Origin of the sequence: Mycobacterium sp. Root265 (genome assembly GCF_001428895.1) — a bacterium.
Classification (GTDB): domain Bacteria; phylum Actinomycetota; class Actinomycetes; order Mycobacteriales; family Mycobacteriaceae; genus Mycobacterium.
This window is the reverse complement of record NZ_LMJA01000005.1, coordinates 74,388-90,601: the sequence shown is the minus strand read 5'-3', so window position 1 is coordinate 90,601 and position 16,214 is coordinate 74,388. Positions and strand designations below refer to the sequence as shown.

Below are 16,214 nucleotides of genomic sequence, written 5' to 3'. Positions count from 1 at the left end.
CTCAAGGGCGATGCCCCGCCCTCACATCGGTGCGGGCAGGGCATCGGTACTAGTGCTACTGGTTGCGGGCCGGGACAAAATCGATCGGTGCGCCGGCGGGGATCAGTTCTTCCTGCTCGACGGTGGCATCGAATTCCTGGATGAAGCGGTAGGCGTGCTGCATGACCCACCACCGCACCCAGGTCTGGTTGACGGCTTCGCGCTCCTTCGGGTCCTCCAGCAGGTTGGTGATGCGCGCGAAGCCCAGCGGGATCTCCGGGTCGTGGAAATGCTGCTGGCGTTTGAAGTTGATCTTGAACTGTGACCACTTCACCGCGTGGAGTTCCTCGTTGAGCCACACCATGCAGCCGTCCCGCTTGGATTCTTCTGCACCGCCGAAGAATTCGCGCTGGTCGATTCCGTCGATGATGCGGTCGTCGGGGACCTCGCAGCCCGCCCAGCGCAACAGGGTGGGGAACATGTCGGTGACGTGCACCATCTCGTTGCTCTCACGCGGGGCGACCTGGTCCGGCCAGCGGATCAGGCACGGTGTACGGATGCCGCCTTCTGCCGAGCTGAAGTAGGAGCCGTCGAAGAACCCGGCGGTGCCGCGGCCCGCCAGGTGGTCCTCGGCGCCGTTGTCCCCGGCCATGATGACGATGGTGTTGTCCTCGATGCCCAGTTCCTTGAGCGTGTCCAGGATGCTCCCGAAGTCGTGATCGAGCATCAGCAGTGAATCACCCCACGCGCCGTTGGTGCTCTTACCCTTGAACTCCGGGCGCACCTCCATCGGGAAGTGCATCAGCGAGTGGTTGTGGTAGAGGTAGAACGGCTTGTCGGCCGCCACGCTACGCTTCATGAACTCCTTTGCCCGACGGTCGTACTCGCCGTCAACCTCGCCCTTGAGCTTGACCGTCAGCTGCTCGTCGGTGGTGCGCACACCGTCGGCCTTGGTGCCGTCGTACATGTAGGAGTAGCCGTCGCGATCGCCGTTGTACCAGGGATCGTCGGGCCACAGGCACTCGTCGTAGGTGCGGGCCGGCCCATACCACTCGTCGAATCCGTGGTCAGTAGGCCACCGGCCGTCCTCGGCGCCGATATGCCACTTCCCGTAACACGCTGTGGCGTAACCGGCTTCGGACAGGATGTCCCCCATGGTGCGCTCCCACGCCACGATGCCGCCGCCGTTACCACCGAGCGCGATGGTGTGGTTGCCCGACCTGATCGGGTAGCGCCCGGTCATCAGGGCCGATCGGGTCGGCGTGCACTGCGGTTCGACGACGAAGTGCGACAGCTTGAGCGACTCGGCCGCAAAGGCGTCCATCCGGGCAGTGTCCGCGCCCCGCAGAATGCCGCCGCCGTAGCAGCCGAGCTCACCCATACCTAGGTTGTCGACGTGAAAGTAGACGATATTGGGTTTTTTGGGCATGGTTGAGCGACCTCTCTCGATATGGGTGAAGGGTGAAGCGGAAAGGGGGTGCCGGCTACTTTGGCGGCGGGGACTGCTGATCGGGTTCCCGCGCTGCGGTGGTCACCAAGGAGCACCTGTCGCCCCGGTAGCGCACAGATTCGAAGTCGAAGGGCGTGCCGTCTTCGAGGAACGTGAGTCGGTGCAGGAGCAGTAGGGGTGCACCGGCGCGGATTTGCAGCAGCCCCGCCGTGTTCGCGTCGGCTGCGACAGATTCCACAGTGACCTCGGCCCAGCCCAGGCGCACGCCGAGTTCCCGCTCGATCATCGCGAACACATCTTGACGATCGAGATTGGCGTCCACGGGAATCGCACCGACGCGCAGCGATGTGGTGTCCAGTGACAACGGCACCCCACCCACCGACCGCAGCCGTTCGATGAAGATGATCGGCGAGTTCTCGGGTAGTTGCAGTTTGGCGGCCACGAACGGTGAGGCCACCGACTCGCGCACGGAGAGCACCGTATTGTCCACCGGCAGTTGATGACCGGCGAGAGATTCGGCGAGACCTTCGAGGCGGTCGAGACGCTGGCTCAATTTGGCGCCCGTGACGAACGTTCCCGCACCCTGCACCCGGGTGATCAGACCTTCGCCGCGCAGCAGTTCCAGCGCCTCGCGGATCGCGTTGCGGCTGACATCGAACTCGGCCGCGAGTTCGGCCTCCGACGGCAGCATCGGGCGTGCCGCGGCAAGCCCTCCGTAGACACCATCGAGGATCTTTCCGCGCAGGACATCGCGTGCCCATCGGGCGGCATCCGCTCGGGTTCCCGCGTAATCCCGGTTCGCAGGACGTGGAAAGTCCTTTGGTGGAATGTGCGGACGCCGGGTCATGTCAAGAACTGTGCCACCGATCTCAGCTGGTGGCGATACTGTGCGTGTTACGCCACCTGCTGCCAGGTAAAGCCCTAGGCCAGTGGCTATGGATCAGCGTTTCGTCGCCGATTACGCCGCCTGAACGGTGTCGGCGACGCAGCGAAAACCGATGTGGGTGGTCGAACTGTCCTGTGATTGTGATGACCTGGCCGCCGGCCGGTAGCGGTGGCAGTACTCGGGTGCGCACAGGTGTGAGCCACCCTTGAGTACCTGATTGACCGTCGGGTCGCCGCCCGGCGCCGGGCAGCATCCGGACACCTCGGGACGTGCGCCGTGCCGCGGAGCGTAGCGGGTGGAAGTCCACTCCCACACGTTGCCGATCATGTCGAGCAGTCCGAATCCGTTCGCGGGGAAGGTACCGACCGGTGAGGTGCCGGCCCAGCCGAGGGCACCGTCGTTGCGATACGGAAAGTCTCCCTGCCAGGTGTTGGCCATCAGCGTGCCACCGGGACGGACGTCGTCGCCCCACGCATAGGCCGATACCGCACCCGCGCGGGCGGCGTACTCCCACTGTTCCTCCGTCGGCAATCGCCGTCCCGCCCATGCCGCGTAGGCGGCAGCGTCGGGGTAGGCAACCTGTACCACCGGATGGTCGGGCCGATCCTCGACCGTCGAAGCCGGGCCCTTCGGGTGCTTCCATGACGCCCCCGGCACCCACGTCCACCACTGCCGCCAGTCCCGCAAGTTCACCGGCCCGGATGTCGGCTGGAACACCAGCGCACCCGGTACCAGCTCGTCGGCGGGCGCACCGGGAAATGCCGCGGGGTCGAGTTGTTGCTCGGCGACGGTGACATGTCCGGTGGCGGCCACGAACTCGGCGAACTGGGCATTGGTCACCGGGTGCCGCTCGATCGCGAACGGTGAGACGGTGACGTCGTGCGCCGGCGCTTCCTCGGGATAGAAGTCCGGTGATCCCATGCGGTAGGTGCCGCCGGGGAGCGCGGCAAGTTCGGTGAGCATGCGGACAGACTATGCAGACAGCTCACATCGGGTCGGCTACGAGGACGTCAGAAGTGCCAGCAGATCGGGCATCGGCACGGTCGCGATACCGATCTGGGCATCCCCGATCCCGTACGGCAGAACCAGGGTGTCGGCGTGCACGAGGGCGCCGCAGGAGTAGACGACATTGGGCACGTAGCCGTCCTGCTCGTCGGGAGTCGGAGTCAGCAACGGTCGGCGAAGCCGGCCGATCATCCGGGTGGGGTCATCCAGATCGAGCAGAATCGCCCCGATCCGGTAGGTCCGCATCGGCCCGACCCCGTGGGTGAGGACCAGCCAGCCCTCCTCGGTTTCCAGCGGCGGGCCGCAATTGCCCAACTGCAACGTCTCCCACGCCTGCAGCGGCCGCTGACACGGCAACGTCGTGGTCCACACCGAGAGGTCATCACTGAAGGCGACGCTGTTCGATTCCCGATCCGACCGTGACATGGCGGCGAAACGGCCGTTCACTCGGCGCGGGAACAACGCCAGCCCTTTGTTCGCCGCCGCGTCGCCCACCAGGGGCCCGGAGGTGAAGGACAGGAAATCGTCGGTGGTCAACAGCTGCTGGCTGATCCGCGATCCGCTGTAGGCGGTGTAGGTGGCGTGGTAGACCACCGAACCGTCGTCGTCGACGAAGCGCACCAAACGCGCGTCCTCCATGCCGACGGCTTCCGCCTCGGTCGCCGGCCACAGCACGCGCTCGGAAAGATCGGTGTCCGAAGCGAATTCGATGGCGTAAGCGCGGTCAGCTATCGACCGGATCAGGTCGATCGTCTCCGGTGCGTGCCTGCGGGTGACGCGATGGCGGTGCAGCCAGTCCAACTGGCCCTCAAGGTCGGTCCGGGTGAATCGTTCCCCCAGCCCCGCGAGCACGTACTCCGCGGCCTCCGCCTCGTGCGCGCGTGCCAACTCGTGGCGGAAAACCGACGCGTCGAGCAGCGTCGGTGTCGTCAACCCGGCTGCGGCGAACGGCACCGGCTTGTCGATGACGGCGACACCCGTGTCGTCGATGGTTCCGGTGCGGAACCCTATCGAGGACCGATGTCCCTCGCCGATGCCGCGCACACTCATCACGAATCGCAGGCTGCCCGGCGCGGTGGCCCCCTGATCGGGGTGCGCAACGATGCTCGGATTGCACAGGGCGGCACCCTCGATCGCCACTTCGTTGGTGAACGTCGCTCCCAGCAGCAGCATGCGATCCGGTGACAACTCCATATCGGGATCCAGCCGGTCGGTGAGCTCACGGGCATGTTTGCCGAAGGTCACCACCAGATCGCGGTGTCGCCCGCCGAAGCGCGTCATCACATCGTTCATCGACACCTGCACGTCGTCCTCGCTCAGCGCGAGCACCCGCCGCAGCGCCGCTCCGGCCCGGGATTCATGCGCCTCGAATCCCTCCTGCCCCGGCACGAACAGGGTGGTGATGACGCGGGACCGGTCGGCGATCAGCCGTTGTGGGCTCCGGGTGACCAACGCATCCCGCACCGCCGTCACTGGGTCACGCCGACGAACCGCCGGGCTTGCTGAAAGGTCGACAGCAGCGCCAGTGTCGATTCCGCGCCCTGATTGAGGTTCACACCGTCGGCGTGCAGACCGTCGAATCCCCCACCGGTCTCGGCATTCCACATCACCGCCCCGGCATCGTTGTCGCCCTGGAACCAGGCGGCCGCGGCGCGCACGGTGTCCGGCCAGATCGCCGCGGCATCCACCGTCGACGCGCGCGCACAGGCGTCGGCCAGCGAGGACACCTCGATCGGCTGTTGGTCGAAGCCCGGCCGCGGCTCACCCGCGGCCCAGCCACCGGCCGGTGTCGGCGACAGGTGACCGCCGGACGTCTCCTGCCCGATCAGCCAGCCCAGTAGGTCCAGCCCGCGCTGGCACAGCGCGGCGTCGTCGAGCGCGCCACCGGCGGCGATCATCGCCTCCGCGAGTACCGCGTTGGCGTAGCTCAGGCGGGCCTCCGGCCACGGCCAGTCGGTGTCACCGTTCGCTTCGGACAGACCGGCGGCGTAATCGCCGACCAGCTTGCGTGCGGCGGCATTGGCGGGGTCGACGCTGAGCAGCTCGGCCGCCCCGATGGCCGCGAAGGCCATGGCCCGCGGCCACGTCGAACGGCCGTGGGCGGCCCGCTCGAACTGGATCACCGCGAGCCTGCGAATCAACCCGTTGTCACTGTGCGCGGCAGCGGAGCCCAGTCCCCACAGGCATCTGCCCCAGCAGTCGTCGAACGCGTACGCATCGGTCCATCGCCCGGTGTGGTCCATGCGATTTCGGCAACCGCCGAGGTAGGCCTGCGCCTCATCGAGGAACCTGACCGCGACCTTGGCCAAACCGCGTACCGCATCACCGGCGTCGGGTTCCCGGGTGGTGACCACCAGCACCCTGGCCATATCGTCGGTGCAGTAGCCGTGCTCGCGCCGCGGCTGCGCACCGCAGGCGTGCTCAAAGGTGCCGTGGTGATCCGACAACGCGAGCAGATGTTCGAATCCGGGTTCTAGAACGCCCATGTGCGTTCCCGCGGCTTCGAGATCTGCTGCGCCACAGCCTGATAAGACTTTGCGACCAGGGACCAGGCCATGGTGGGCGCGAGCCGCCGCGCTTCGGCAGCCATGCCGCCGGCCAGCCGAGGATCGGACAGGACCGACCGCAGCGCTGCCGTCATCGCGTCGGGATCATCGTGGGCGACGATGAGTCCGGCGCCGCTGCCGAGCAGCTCCACCGCGTGCGGGAAGGCGGTCGCGACCACCGGACGTCCGCTGGCGATCGCGTCCACCAGGACCCCGGAGGTGACCTGTTCGGTGGAGTCATACGGCAGCACCACCAAAGCCGCGCTCTGCGCCAGCGCCGCCAGCGAGGCCGTGCTGCGGTAGGTGGCGTCGAAGGAAACCGAGCCCGTCACCCCGAGTCGCTGCGCCTGTTCGGCACGAGCCTCGCGATAGGCCTCACCTTCATGCGCCAGCACCTTCGGATGGGTCCGGCCGGCGATCAGGTAGCGCGGGTTGCCCCGCAGCCCCTGCAGCGCCCCCATCGAATCGATGACCCGCTCGACGCCCTTGCCGGGACCGAGCAATCCCCAGGTCAGCATCGTCGGCCTACCGGCACGCTTGGTGGGCAGGCCGGTCGGGGCGGTCGACCCGTGCGGGATCGTGGAGACCTTCCGGCGTTCGACGTCGAACCCGGAGCGCAGCAACGCCCCGGCCGAGTCGGACATCACGACCACATGATGGGCCAGGCTCATCACCGCTTCGAGCACCGAGCGCTGATGCGGGGTGGGGTGACCGGGCACGGTGTGTAGCACGACGATGGACGGAATGCTCAGTCCGCCAAGGATATCGACCACTTCGTCACCGTCGGTGCCGCCGTAGATGCCGAACTCGTGCTGGATGACGGCGACATCACTGTCGTTGAGCAGCTCCGCGCAGGCGGCCACCGACGTCGAGGAGCCATTGACGAGTTCGCCGACGACGCGCCCGCTGAGGCTCGGCGGCCCATCGGCCACCCGCACGACGTTGACGCGCGAACCGTTGGCGGACAGTCCGTCGGCCAGTGCTGCGCTGAAATTCGCCAGCCCGCAGGGAGTGGGCGGATAGGTGCTGAGCAGGCCGACGGACGGGGTGCGGCCGCGCGGGCGCTCCAGCACCGGGGTGCCCGAGAAGTGGAAGGAGGGTGCGTTGGATACAGCAGTCAAGGGTGATCCCTAAAAGGCGGATGTCACCTGAGTGTCCGGCGCGAGCTGACGCTCGGCGAGTGCAACGGCGGACGGCTGACTCATCCCGGACCGGCTGGGTTCCCAACTTCCCCCACGTTACACCCCGTGACCTGTACCCGAGGGGTCAACGTCGGCGGGCTGGAGCGCAGCGACCGGGGAATCAACGACGCCGGGCAGAGCGCAGCGACCGGGGAATCAACGACGCCGGGCACGCGCCCGGCGCACCGCCTCCTCGACGACGCGTTCGGCCACCGCGGCCAGTTTGCGGTGCTCGGCCTGGCTCATCGCCCGCAGCTGATCGAACGACTCGGCGGCGCTGCGGCCGGTGCGCGACCGGATGATGCCGATCGCCTGATCGATGACCGGTCGGGTCAACAACGCCGTCTGCAACTGATCCGTCAGCGCCAACGCGTCGGCGAGGATGCGCGCGTTGTGCGCCGCGACCGCAGCCGGCTTGGCGAACAATTCCCCGAACTGCGCGGCGTGCTCGTCGAAACTGTTCTTGCCGTAGGCGTAGACGGTGATCGCGCCGACCACGCGATCGGAGACGATCAGCGGCAACGCCAGTGCGCTGTGCACCCCCAGGCGCCCGGCCCGCGGGCCGAACCGCGGCCAGGACTGGTCGCCGCCCAGCGAACCCGACCACACGGTGCGTCCCGCCTCGGCCGCGGTGACGCCCGGCCCCTCCTGCAGCAGCCCGTACTGGATCTCGTCGAGTTCGGTGACGAACGGCGCGCTGGCCGCCGACGCCACGACGGTCCTGTCCCCGTGTTCCCCGTGCATCAGCGTGACCCCGACACCATCGGCGCCCGGCACCGCGCGGACGGCCGACGCGGCGACCTCGGCGAGCACCTGCGCCAGTCCGAGGCTGTCGGCCACCAGTCCGGCCAGCCGGGTCAGCCCGGCCTGCAGGTCGGCGGCGGCCGAGTTGCCCTCGTCCCGTGTGGGGGACTCCGCCGTCGACATCTACACCCGGGCCGCGTCGGGGCGGTCGGGCAGCGCCAGCCGGAAGATGGTCCGCAGCGTCTGCAGATACTGCCGCGGCAGCGAACCGGTGGTGTAGGCGAGATCGTATTTCTCGCACAGCTCGCGTACCCGCTCGCCGATCTGCGGGTAGTGGTTGCTCGGCAGATCGGGGAACAGGTGGTGCTCGATCTGGTAGCAGAGGTTGCCGCTGGAGAACGCCAGCACCGGTCCGGCCTTGAAGTTCGCCGCGCCCAGCATCTGGCGCAGATACCACTCCGCCCTGGTCTCGTTCTCGATGGACTCCGGGGTGAACTGCTGTACGCCGTCGGGGAAATGCCCGCAGAAGATCACCACGTAGGTCCACAGGTTGCGCAACAGGTTGGCGCTGAGGTTGGCGCCCAGCGCGCGCCGCCACCGCCTGCCGCTGAGGGCCGGCCACACCAGGTAGTCCTTGGTCACCTGCCTGCGGATCTTGGCGAGCATCTTCTGCGTCACCGCATCCTTGGCTTCCTCGGAATCGGCGCGTTCACGATCCGAGTGGTAGCCGTGCCGGGCGATCCCCCACTCGAAGATGAGCGCCAGCAGGAAGTTTCGCAGCGGTTGGAACAGGTGCTCCCGCTTCCATGGCTGGTCGCGGGTCACCCGCAGCACACCGAACCCGAGATCGTCGTCGACCCCGAGCACGTTGCTGAACACGTGGTGGCGGTAGTTGTGCGAGTACTGCCACTGCGACGAGGGCCCCACCATGTCCCACTCCCAGCTGGTGGAATGGATCTCCGGATCGTTCATCCAATCCCACTGGCCATGGCTGACGTTGTGCCCGATCTCCATGTTCTCAACGGATTTGGCGTACGCCAGCGCGGACGTGCCGATGATCCAGCCGGTCTTGGAGCGGGTCCCGGCAATGGTCAGCCGGGCCGCCAGGTCCAGGGTGCGCTGGAACACAATGGTCCGCCGGATGTAGGACGCGTCCTTGGCACCCAGGCTCTCCTCCACATCGCTGCGGATGCGGTCCAGTTCTGCCCCGAATGCCTCGACGTCGGCACTACTCATGTTCGCGTATTCCGCGATATCGCTGATTGCCACCTGAGTTCCTGGTCCGATGTGCGGCGGCGAGGGTCCGGACCACCTGCGGTGTGCCCTCAAGCCTATGCCCCGACCGCGATGTGCGCCAAGTCGGTGCGCGGATGCGCAAGACTGGAGTCATGACAGAAACCGCCGCCACCCGCGTCGCGGTCTACCTCGACTTCGACAACATCGTGATATCGAGATACGACCAGGTCAACGGCCGCAACTCGTTTCAGCGCGACAAGGCGAAGGGCTTGGAAACCGAGAAGCTGAACCGCGCGACCGTCGACGTCGGCGCGATTCTGGACTTCACGTCGTCATTCGGGACGCTCGTTCTCACCCGGGCGTACGCCGACTGGTCGGCAGACGTCAATGCCGGATACCGCCAGCAGGTGGTGGGCCGTGCGGTCGATCTGGTGCAACTCTTCCCCGCCGCCGCGTACGGCAAGAACGGCGCCGACATCCGGCTGGCGGTCGACGCCGTCGAGGACATGTTCCGGCTGCCCGACCTGACCCATGTGGTGATCGTGGCCGGAGACTCTGATTACATCGCCCTGGCGCAGCGCTGCAAACGGCTGGGCCGCTACGTGGTGGGTATCGGGGTCGCCGGCTCCTCCAGTCGCGCGCTGGCCGCCGCCTGCGACGAGTTCGTCGTCTACGACGCGCTGCCCGGGGTGCCGGTGTTCGAACCCGAACCGGTCACCGAACCGCAGAAGAACACCCGGCGCAAGAAGTCCGAGCCCGAGGAACCCGACCCGCAGACCGCGGCGACCGCGCTGCTGACGCGCGCACTGCAGATCGGGCTGGAGAAGGACGACGTCGACTGGCTGCACAACTCGGCGCTGAAGGCGCAGATGAAGCGGATGGATCCGTCGTTCAGCGAAAAGTCGCTGGGATTCCGGTCTTTCAGTGATTTTCTGCGATCCCGCACGGATGTCGTTGAGCTCGACGAGAGTTCGACGACCCGGATGGTGCGGCTGCGCAGCGCGGACTGAGACACGAAAATCGAAAATTCCCAATAAAATTCGCGCCGCCAGATCGGTCGCACCGAGGTGTATGGTCGAGGAACAGGGACCACCTCAGGCCCCCTCATCGAAGGGGCCACCATGGCCGACAAGTCTCCGCGTCAAAGCATGACGAAGAAAACCGGCAAGTCTCTCAAGGAGAAACGCGCGGCCAAGCGCGGAGATTCGTCCGGCAACACGACCGACGACGTCTTCAACAACAAGAAGCGCTGACCACCGCTCCCCGAGCGTGCACACAGATCGCGATATGGGGTCCGATCACGCTCTGAGCGCACCGCCACCCCGGCAACGAGCGACAAAGACGATTTGTCGCTGAGATGTCGCTCCGAGGTGGGCACTTGCCACCCCCGATTTTCAGCGCGCAGTGAGCATGGCGCCCGGCACGGGATTACCGCGCGGCCCCGTTGAGTTGCGGCGCGTCGATGAGCCCGCGCTCCACGCCCCACATGGTCGCGATGGTCTTGTACTCGCCCGTTTTGATCAGGTGTTCCAACGCCCGCGACAACGGCCCCGACAGCGCAGAGCCCTTGGCGACCGGCCAGCCGTACGGCGCCGAATCGAACACCTCACCCGCGGGCACCAGTGCCCCGCCGCTGAGCTTGATCGCGAACCCGGTGACCGGTGAATCCGCGGACATGGCATCGATCTCCCCGGCGATCAGCGCGGCGGTCACGTCGTCCTGCCGGGTGAACACCACCTTCTCGATCGGCGCCAGCCCGGCCGCCACGCACGCGTCGCTCTTGGCCGGAATCTCCACCGTTTCCTGAAGTACGCTGTGCGCCACGCCAACCCGTAGCCCACACGCCGCCGCCGGGTCGATCGAGGAGTCCCGCTGCTGGGCCCACAGCGTGCCCGCCTCGAAATAGGTGACGAAGTCGACCAGCTTCTGGCGATCCAGCGTGTCGGTGAACGACGACATCCCGACGTCCAGCGAGCCGTCCTGCACCGCGGGGATGATGTCGTCGAATTCGCTCTCGCGGTACTGCGTGGTCAGCCCCATCGTGCGGGCGACCGCGTCCATCAGATCCACGTCGAAGCCCACGATCTCGCCCTCGGAGTTGGTGAACTCGTTGGGGGCGTAGGGCACGTTGACCCCGATGACCAGCGTGCCGTCCGCGCGTAGATCCGCGGGCACGGCGGCCGCGATGGCGGGTACCGCGCCTTCTGGGAAGTCCTGCGTCGGGCGTGCGTCCCACCACTTCCACGCGCCGACCGCCCCGGCGCCGACGAGCACCAGCACCCCGGCCACCACCAGCGCACGCTGCGGCAACCGTCGCCCACCGCCGGCAGCGGAGCGCGCCGCGGTGTGCCGTCCCGAACCGGTGACCCGCACCGGCGCGGCCAGGGCCCGCCTGGCGGCCGCCGCCAGCTCGGCGCCGGTCTGATAGCGCTTCTCCGGCTTCTTGGACATGCCCTTCGCGATGACCTCGTCGAAGGCGCCGAGGCGCGGATTGGCGTCCGACGGCTTGGGCGCCGGGGACACCATGTGCCCGGCGATCTGCTGCTCGAGGCTGTCCGCCGGGTAGGGCCGAGCCCCGGTCAGGCATTCGTAGAGCACACACGTCAGCGCATAGGTGTCGGCCCGGGCATCGGCGAACCCACCGTCGAAACGCTCGGGTGCCATATAGGCCAACGTGCCCAGCGTGCTGCCTGCCGTGGTCATCCCGGACTCGCCGGCGGTGCGGGCCAACCCGAAGTCGATCAGATACGCAAAGTTCTGCTGCTTGGTCAGCAGGATGTTCGACGGCTTCACATCGCGGTGGATCAGACCCAGCTGATGGGCCGCGTCCAGCGCGGAGGCCACCTGCTCGATGATCTGCACGGCGAACGCCGGATCAAGCGCCTTGTCGGTCTCGGAGAGCATCGCGCCGAGCGTGCGGCCTTCGATGAGCCGCATGTCCAGATACAACCGGCCGTCGATCTCGCCGTAACCGTGGATCGGCACCACATGCGGATCGTTGACGCCGGCGGCCGCCTGAGACTCCCGGCGGAACCGTTGTTGGAAGACGCTGTCCTGCGCCAGCTGCGGCGGCAGCACCTTGAGGGCGACGACGCGATCGGTCTTGGTGTCGTAGGCCCGGTAAACCTCGCCCATCCCGCCCCGGCCGATCAGCTCCTGGAGCTGATAGTGGCCGAAAGGTGTCGCGTCCACCGGTTTCCTCTCGGCGAAGGCCCCCGGGGCCTCGATCTGTCGATCGAAGTTACATCACACCTGGCAAAAATGTCATGACGAGACAGTTACGCCGGCGGCAACTCACGTGGGCCGTCCCCGGCATCGATCTCCCGGCGATCGTCGGATCCGTCGAGCACGACACCCCGGCGCGACTCGATCCGCGGTCGGGATACGTCCACCCATTCGCGTTCCGTCGTCAACTGCTGGGCTTGCTCGCCACCCTCGGATTCCACCGTGACCCGGTGCGTGCGCCGCATCGTGAAGTGGAATTCCTCGGTCTCTTCGAACACCTGCCGTATCGGCTTGGTCGCGTTATCTATGGCACCGGCGACGATCTGCGGCACGAACGGCCGGATGAACCGGACCGCGGCCCGCGTGACATCGGGAATGATCGGCACCCCGCCGCCCCGGTGCGGCTCCAGTTCCTTGGACGTTTCCGGTTCTCTACTGGACGCAACGGGCAGCGCAGTCGGTGCCGTCTCCTCGTCGCGCGCCGGACCGAGGGCCTCGGCGACCCGGCGGCGTTGCCGCTCGGCGTCTATCGCGTTCTGCGCCTCCACCGCCATCCGGGCGCTGTTCAACTCCTGCTCGGCCCACAGCTGATCGACCTGCGCCCGCACCTCGGCGCGCTTCACCGCGATCGCGGTTTCGGCCGCGGTCTCGGCGTCCTGCGTCGTGGTCCCCCGCCACCGCGTCAACAACATCGGTAGCAGCGTCAAGAGCGCGAACAACGCCGCGATCAGCGACCGCAGCACCAGCGGGCCGGGATGGTCCAGCGTGTAGGCGTTCATCGCCTGCCAGCGGGCCCCGATACCTCCGGTCAGCTGCGCGTCGCGGGCCGAGGTCAGGGCCTGTCCCCGCACCTCCACCTCGGAGTCCAATGCGGCGGCCCGGCTGTCCCGCTCGGCCATCGCCGCGTCGAGCGCACGGTCGGCATCGCCCAGGAAGTCGTCGGCGGTGCGCGCGCCGGGGCCGCTGCCGGGTCGGCCGGTGATCCGGCTCTGCGGGCAGTCCGCAGCGGGATTGACCTCGCAGCGCGCCACCACGAGCGCTTCGTCGCGGCGCTGCTCGGCCCGGACGACCGCGTCGTCGAGTCCGGTGCGCGCCTGGCGGGCCTGCTCCAGTGCGGTTGCCGCCAGCTCGGTGCGCGGCGACGCCTGCCTGGTCAACTCGGCGTCGATGGCTCCGCCGAACACCACCATGGCGGCCAGTTCCCCGAGCAGCGCCCCGACCGCGACACCGACGACCACCCGGCCCGGCAAGGCTGAGCGTCCCGACGCGATGGCCCTGCCGACCGCGCCGGCCAACACCCCGACAACCAGTCCGCCGGCGATCACCGCCGCCGTCGGCCACGTCGTCGCGGCGGCCAGCGCCAGCGCGGAAACCACCGCGGCTATCGCCGCCAGCAGGACTTCTACGATTCGATCGGCACGCATTGAGGCTCCACATTGTTGGGTTCGGTGCTGTGCGCCATGCGGAATCCCTCACGCCGGCTGCGAATACCGGGATCATCTCACAGCGCCGAACGTCGCGCTTCGCGCGTACAGCGTCCCGGCATGGTTACGTTGTTCACCGTGCGCGTAGACGGTCGTGACATCAGCGTCACCGGCAGCCTGCTGCAACCGCTGACCCGGCGCACCAACGAGATCCTGCGAGTGGTGCTGTCGGCGGCGTTCCTCGGCGTCGTCATCACCAGTTCACTGATCACCCGCAATGACTGGGTGGCCCTGGAACGGTCGGTGTCCGAGATCATCGGCGTGCTCACCCCGACCCAGTCCAACCTGGTCTATCTGGCCTACGGCGTGGCCATCCTCGCGCTGCCGTTCGTCATCCTTGTCCAGCTGGTCATCGGCAGGCACTGGACGCTGCTGGCCGCCTACGCCGCGGCCGGCGTGCTGGCCGTGCTGGCGCTGTCGATCAGCGGCCGGGGTATCGCGGCGCCGCAGTGGCATTTCGATCTGGGCGATCGCCTGGACACCCAGCTGTCCCAGTTCCTGGACGACCCCCGCTGGATCGCGCTGCTGGCCGCGGTGCTCACCGTGTCCGGGCCCTGGCTGTCGCGGCGGCTGCGCCGGTACTGGTGGGCGCTGCTGCTGGCGTTCGTGCCGATCCATCTGTTCGTCAGCGCCGTCGTCCCGGCCCGCTCACTGCTGGGCCTGGCCGTCGGCTGGTTCGTCGGCGCACTGGTGGTGTGGGTGGTCGGCACACCCGCCCTGGAGGTCCCGCTCGACGGGGCGGTGCGGGCGCTGACCCGGCGCGGTTTCGTGGTCTCGGCGCTCGCGGTCATCCGGCCACCCGGACCCGGCCCGCTGGTGCTGGCCGCAACCGGCCCGGACAGCACCGCAGTCGTCGAGCTGTACGGACCGAACCAGCGCAGCGGCGGCGCGCTGAGCCAGCTGTGGCGCAAGTTCCGGTTGCGCACCGATGAGACGGCTCCGCTGCAGGCCTCGATGCGCCGCGCCGTCGAGCACCGAGCCCTGATGGCCATCGCCATCGACGATCTGGGGCTGTCCAACATCTCGTCGGTGACGGTGAGCGCGCTGGACCGCGGCTGGACGCTCTACGCGCGCAAGCCCGCCCGCGGGACCCCGCTGAGCGCGGATGCCGCCGCGGTGGCCGACGTCTGGCAAGCCCTGCACACCCTGCACCAGAGCCAGATCTCGCACGGCGACCTGTGCTGCGGGGAAATCACCGTGCACGACGGGCGGGTGCAGTTCGGCGGATTCGACAACGCCGAATACGGCGCCACCGACGCGCAGCTGCAATCCGATATCGCTCAGCTGTTGGTGACCACCTCTTCGATGTACGACCCGGCCTCGGCGGTGTCCGCGGCGATCGACGCCTTCGGCCGCGACACCGTGTTGACGGCGTCGCGACGACTCACCAAAACGGCTGTGCCCGCCCGCATCCGCGACTCGGTGACCGATGCCAAGGCCGTCATCGCCGCGGCCCGCGAACAGGTGCAGCACCAGACCGGCGCCGACAAGATCAGCACCGAGACGATCACCCGGTTCACCCGGGTACAGCTCGTCCAGCTGGTGCTGTTGGTGGCGCTGGTCTATGTGGCCTATCCGTTCATCAGCACGGTGCCGGCGTTCTTCGATGAGTTGGGCAATGCCAACTGGTGGTGGGCGCTGCTCGGCCTGGCGGTCTCGGCGCTGCGCTACCTCGGCGCCGCGGGCGCGCTGTGGGCGTGCGCCGACGGCTTGGTGCGCTTCCGCCACCTGGCGATCATGCAGGTGGCCAACACCTTTGCCGCGACCACCACCCCGGCCGGGGTGGGCGGGCTCGCGCTGAGCACCCGGGTGCTGCAGAAGGGCGGGCTGAGCACCATGCGCGCCACCGCCGCCGTCGCCCTGCAGCAGAGCGTGCAGGTGATGGTGCACGTGGCGCTGCTCATCCTGTTCACCGCCGTCGCGGGCACCTCGGCGAACCTTCAGCATTTCGTGCCGAGCGCCACCGTGCTGTACCTGGTGGCCGGCGTCGCGCTCGGCCTGGTCGGCGTTTTCCTGGCGGTACCGAACCTGCGTCGCTGGCTGGCGTCGGCCGTGCGGCCCAGACTGCAGGAGGTCAAGACCGACCTATGGGAGCTGTCCCGGGAGCCCAAGCGGCTGGGGCTGATCGTATTGGGCGCCGCCGGAACGACTCTGGGATCCGCACTGGCACTGTGGGCGAGCATCGAAGCATTCGGCGGCGATACGTCGTTCGTCACGGTCACGGTGGTCACCATGATCGGCGGCACCCTGGCCTCGGCGGCGCCGACCCCCGGCGGTGTCGGCGCGGTGGAGGCGGCGCTGATCGGTGGCCTCGCCGCGTTCGGTGTGCCCGCCGCGGTCGCGGTGCCGTCGGTGCTGCTGTACCGGGTGCTGACCTGCTGGTTGCCGGTGTTCGTGGGCTGGCCGGTGATGCGCTGGCTGACCCGCAACGACATGATCTGAGGTTTGCCGACAGCGGTTTGTGGATATCTGACCAGC

13 protein-coding genes are annotated in these 16,214 nt (G+C 67.9%); 3 read left to right on the top strand and 10 right to left on the bottom strand.

Annotated features, from left to right (window positions below):
- Positions 1-55: 55 nt before the first annotated feature.
- The 8 genes from ASE48_RS07835 to ASE48_RS07800 form a co-directional block, all read right to left on the bottom strand.
- Positions 56-1,408 (bottom strand): arylsulfatase, encoded by a 1,353-nt coding sequence (locus ASE48_RS07835; RefSeq protein ID WP_057166502.1) that lies wholly within the window; start codon positions 1,406-1,408, stop codon positions 56-58.
- A 55-nt stretch (positions 1,409-1,463) separates the two neighbouring features.
- Positions 1,464-2,276 (bottom strand): GntR family transcriptional regulator, encoded by an 813-nt coding sequence (locus ASE48_RS07830; protein WP_057166501.1) that lies wholly within the window; start codon positions 2,274-2,276, stop codon positions 1,464-1,466.
- 111 nt (positions 2,277-2,387) lie between these two features.
- A complete protein-coding gene (locus ASE48_RS07825; protein ID WP_057166500.1) occupies positions 2,388-3,278 on the bottom strand; it encodes a formylglycine-generating enzyme family protein in 891 nt (296 codons plus the stop codon).
- A 36-nt stretch (positions 3,279-3,314) separates the two neighbouring features.
- On the bottom strand, positions 3,315-4,793 hold the full coding sequence (locus ASE48_RS07820; protein ID WP_057166498.1) for a glycoside hydrolase family 130 protein: 1,479 nt from the start codon (positions 4,791-4,793) through the stop codon (positions 3,315-3,317).
- Positions 4,790-5,806, bottom strand: a complete 1,017-nt coding sequence (locus tag ASE48_RS07815) for a hypothetical protein (protein WP_057166497.1) — start codon at positions 5,804-5,806, stop codon at positions 4,790-4,792. Before ASE48_RS07815 ends, ASE48_RS07820 begins: the two co-directional genes overlap by 4 nt.
- Entirely contained in the window at positions 5,794-6,936 is a 1,143-nt protein-coding gene (locus ASE48_RS07810; RefSeq protein ID WP_082614062.1) for a glycosyltransferase, read from the bottom strand. Before ASE48_RS07810 ends, ASE48_RS07815 begins: the two co-directional genes overlap by 13 nt.
- A gap of 267 nt (positions 6,937-7,203) precedes the next feature.
- Positions 7,204-7,974: a GAF and ANTAR domain-containing protein gene (locus ASE48_RS07805; RefSeq protein ID WP_057166494.1), complete on the bottom strand. Its 771-nt coding sequence runs from the start codon at positions 7,972-7,974 to the stop codon at positions 7,204-7,206.
- Positions 7,975-9,060 (bottom strand): fatty acid desaturase family protein, encoded by a 1,086-nt coding sequence (locus ASE48_RS07800; protein WP_057166493.1) that lies wholly within the window; start codon positions 9,058-9,060, stop codon positions 7,975-7,977.
- A gap of 119 nt (positions 9,061-9,179) precedes the next feature.
- Here ASE48_RS07800 and ASE48_RS07795 point away from each other — a divergent pair, with 119 nt between their 5' ends.
- Together ASE48_RS07795 and ASE48_RS33660 are read left to right on the top strand one after the other, a co-directional pair.
- A complete protein-coding gene (locus ASE48_RS07795; protein ID WP_057166491.1) occupies positions 9,180-10,037 on the top strand; it encodes an NYN domain-containing protein in 858 nt (285 codons plus the stop codon).
- Between the two features lie 111 nt (positions 10,038-10,148).
- Complete coding sequence (locus tag ASE48_RS33660; RefSeq protein WP_268766284.1) at positions 10,149-10,280, top strand: hypothetical protein; 132 nt, start codon at positions 10,149-10,151, stop codon at positions 10,278-10,280.
- Positions 10,281-10,455: 175 nt separating this feature from the next.
- Here ASE48_RS33660 and ASE48_RS07790 read toward each other — a convergent pair whose 3' ends face one another.
- Positions 10,456-12,219: a bifunctional serine/threonine-protein kinase/transporter substrate-binding domain-containing protein gene (locus ASE48_RS07790; protein WP_057166490.1), complete on the bottom strand. Its 1,764-nt coding sequence runs from the start codon at positions 12,217-12,219 to the stop codon at positions 10,456-10,458.
- 86 nt (positions 12,220-12,305) lie between these two features.
- Positions 12,306-13,676, bottom strand: a complete 1,371-nt coding sequence (locus ASE48_RS07785; RefSeq protein WP_082614050.1) for a DUF4407 domain-containing protein — start codon at positions 13,674-13,676, stop codon at positions 12,306-12,308.
- Positions 13,677-13,814: 138 nt separating this feature from the next.
- Between ASE48_RS07785 and ASE48_RS07780 the strand changes: the two genes are divergently transcribed.
- Entirely contained in the window at positions 13,815-16,178 is a 2,364-nt protein-coding gene (locus ASE48_RS07780; protein WP_057166566.1) for a lysylphosphatidylglycerol synthase transmembrane domain-containing protein, read from the top strand.
- Positions 16,179-16,214: the final 36 nt, after the last annotated feature.

Bases quoted from the DNA above. Each gene is read 5' to 3' on its own strand.
- ASE48_RS07835 (WP_057166502.1), bottom strand. From the start codon at position 1,408: ATGCCCAAAAAACCCAATATCGTCTACTTTCACGTCGACAACCTAGGT.
- ASE48_RS07830 (WP_057166501.1), bottom strand. From the start codon at position 2,276: ATGACCCGGCGTCCGCACATTCCACCAAAGGACTTTCCACGTCCTGCG.
- ASE48_RS07825 (WP_057166500.1), bottom strand. From the start codon at position 3,278: ATGCTCACCGAACTTGCCGCGCTCCCCGGCGGCACCTACCGCATGGGA.
- ASE48_RS07815 (WP_057166497.1), bottom strand. From the start codon at position 5,806: ATGGGCGTTCTAGAACCCGGATTCGAACATCTGCTCGCGTTGTCGGAT.
- ASE48_RS07805 (WP_057166494.1), bottom strand. From the start codon at position 7,974: ATGTCGACGGCGGAGTCCCCCACACGGGACGAGGGCAACTCGGCCGCC.
- ASE48_RS07795 (WP_057166491.1), top strand. From the start codon at position 9,180: ATGACAGAAACCGCCGCCACCCGCGTCGCGGTCTACCTCGACTTCGAC.
- ASE48_RS33660 (WP_268766284.1), top strand. From the start codon at position 10,149: ATGGCCGACAAGTCTCCGCGTCAAAGCATGACGAAGAAAACCGGCAAG.
- ASE48_RS07785 (WP_082614050.1), bottom strand. From the start codon at position 13,676: ATGCGTGCCGATCGAATCGTAGAAGTCCTGCTGGCGGCGATAGCCGCG.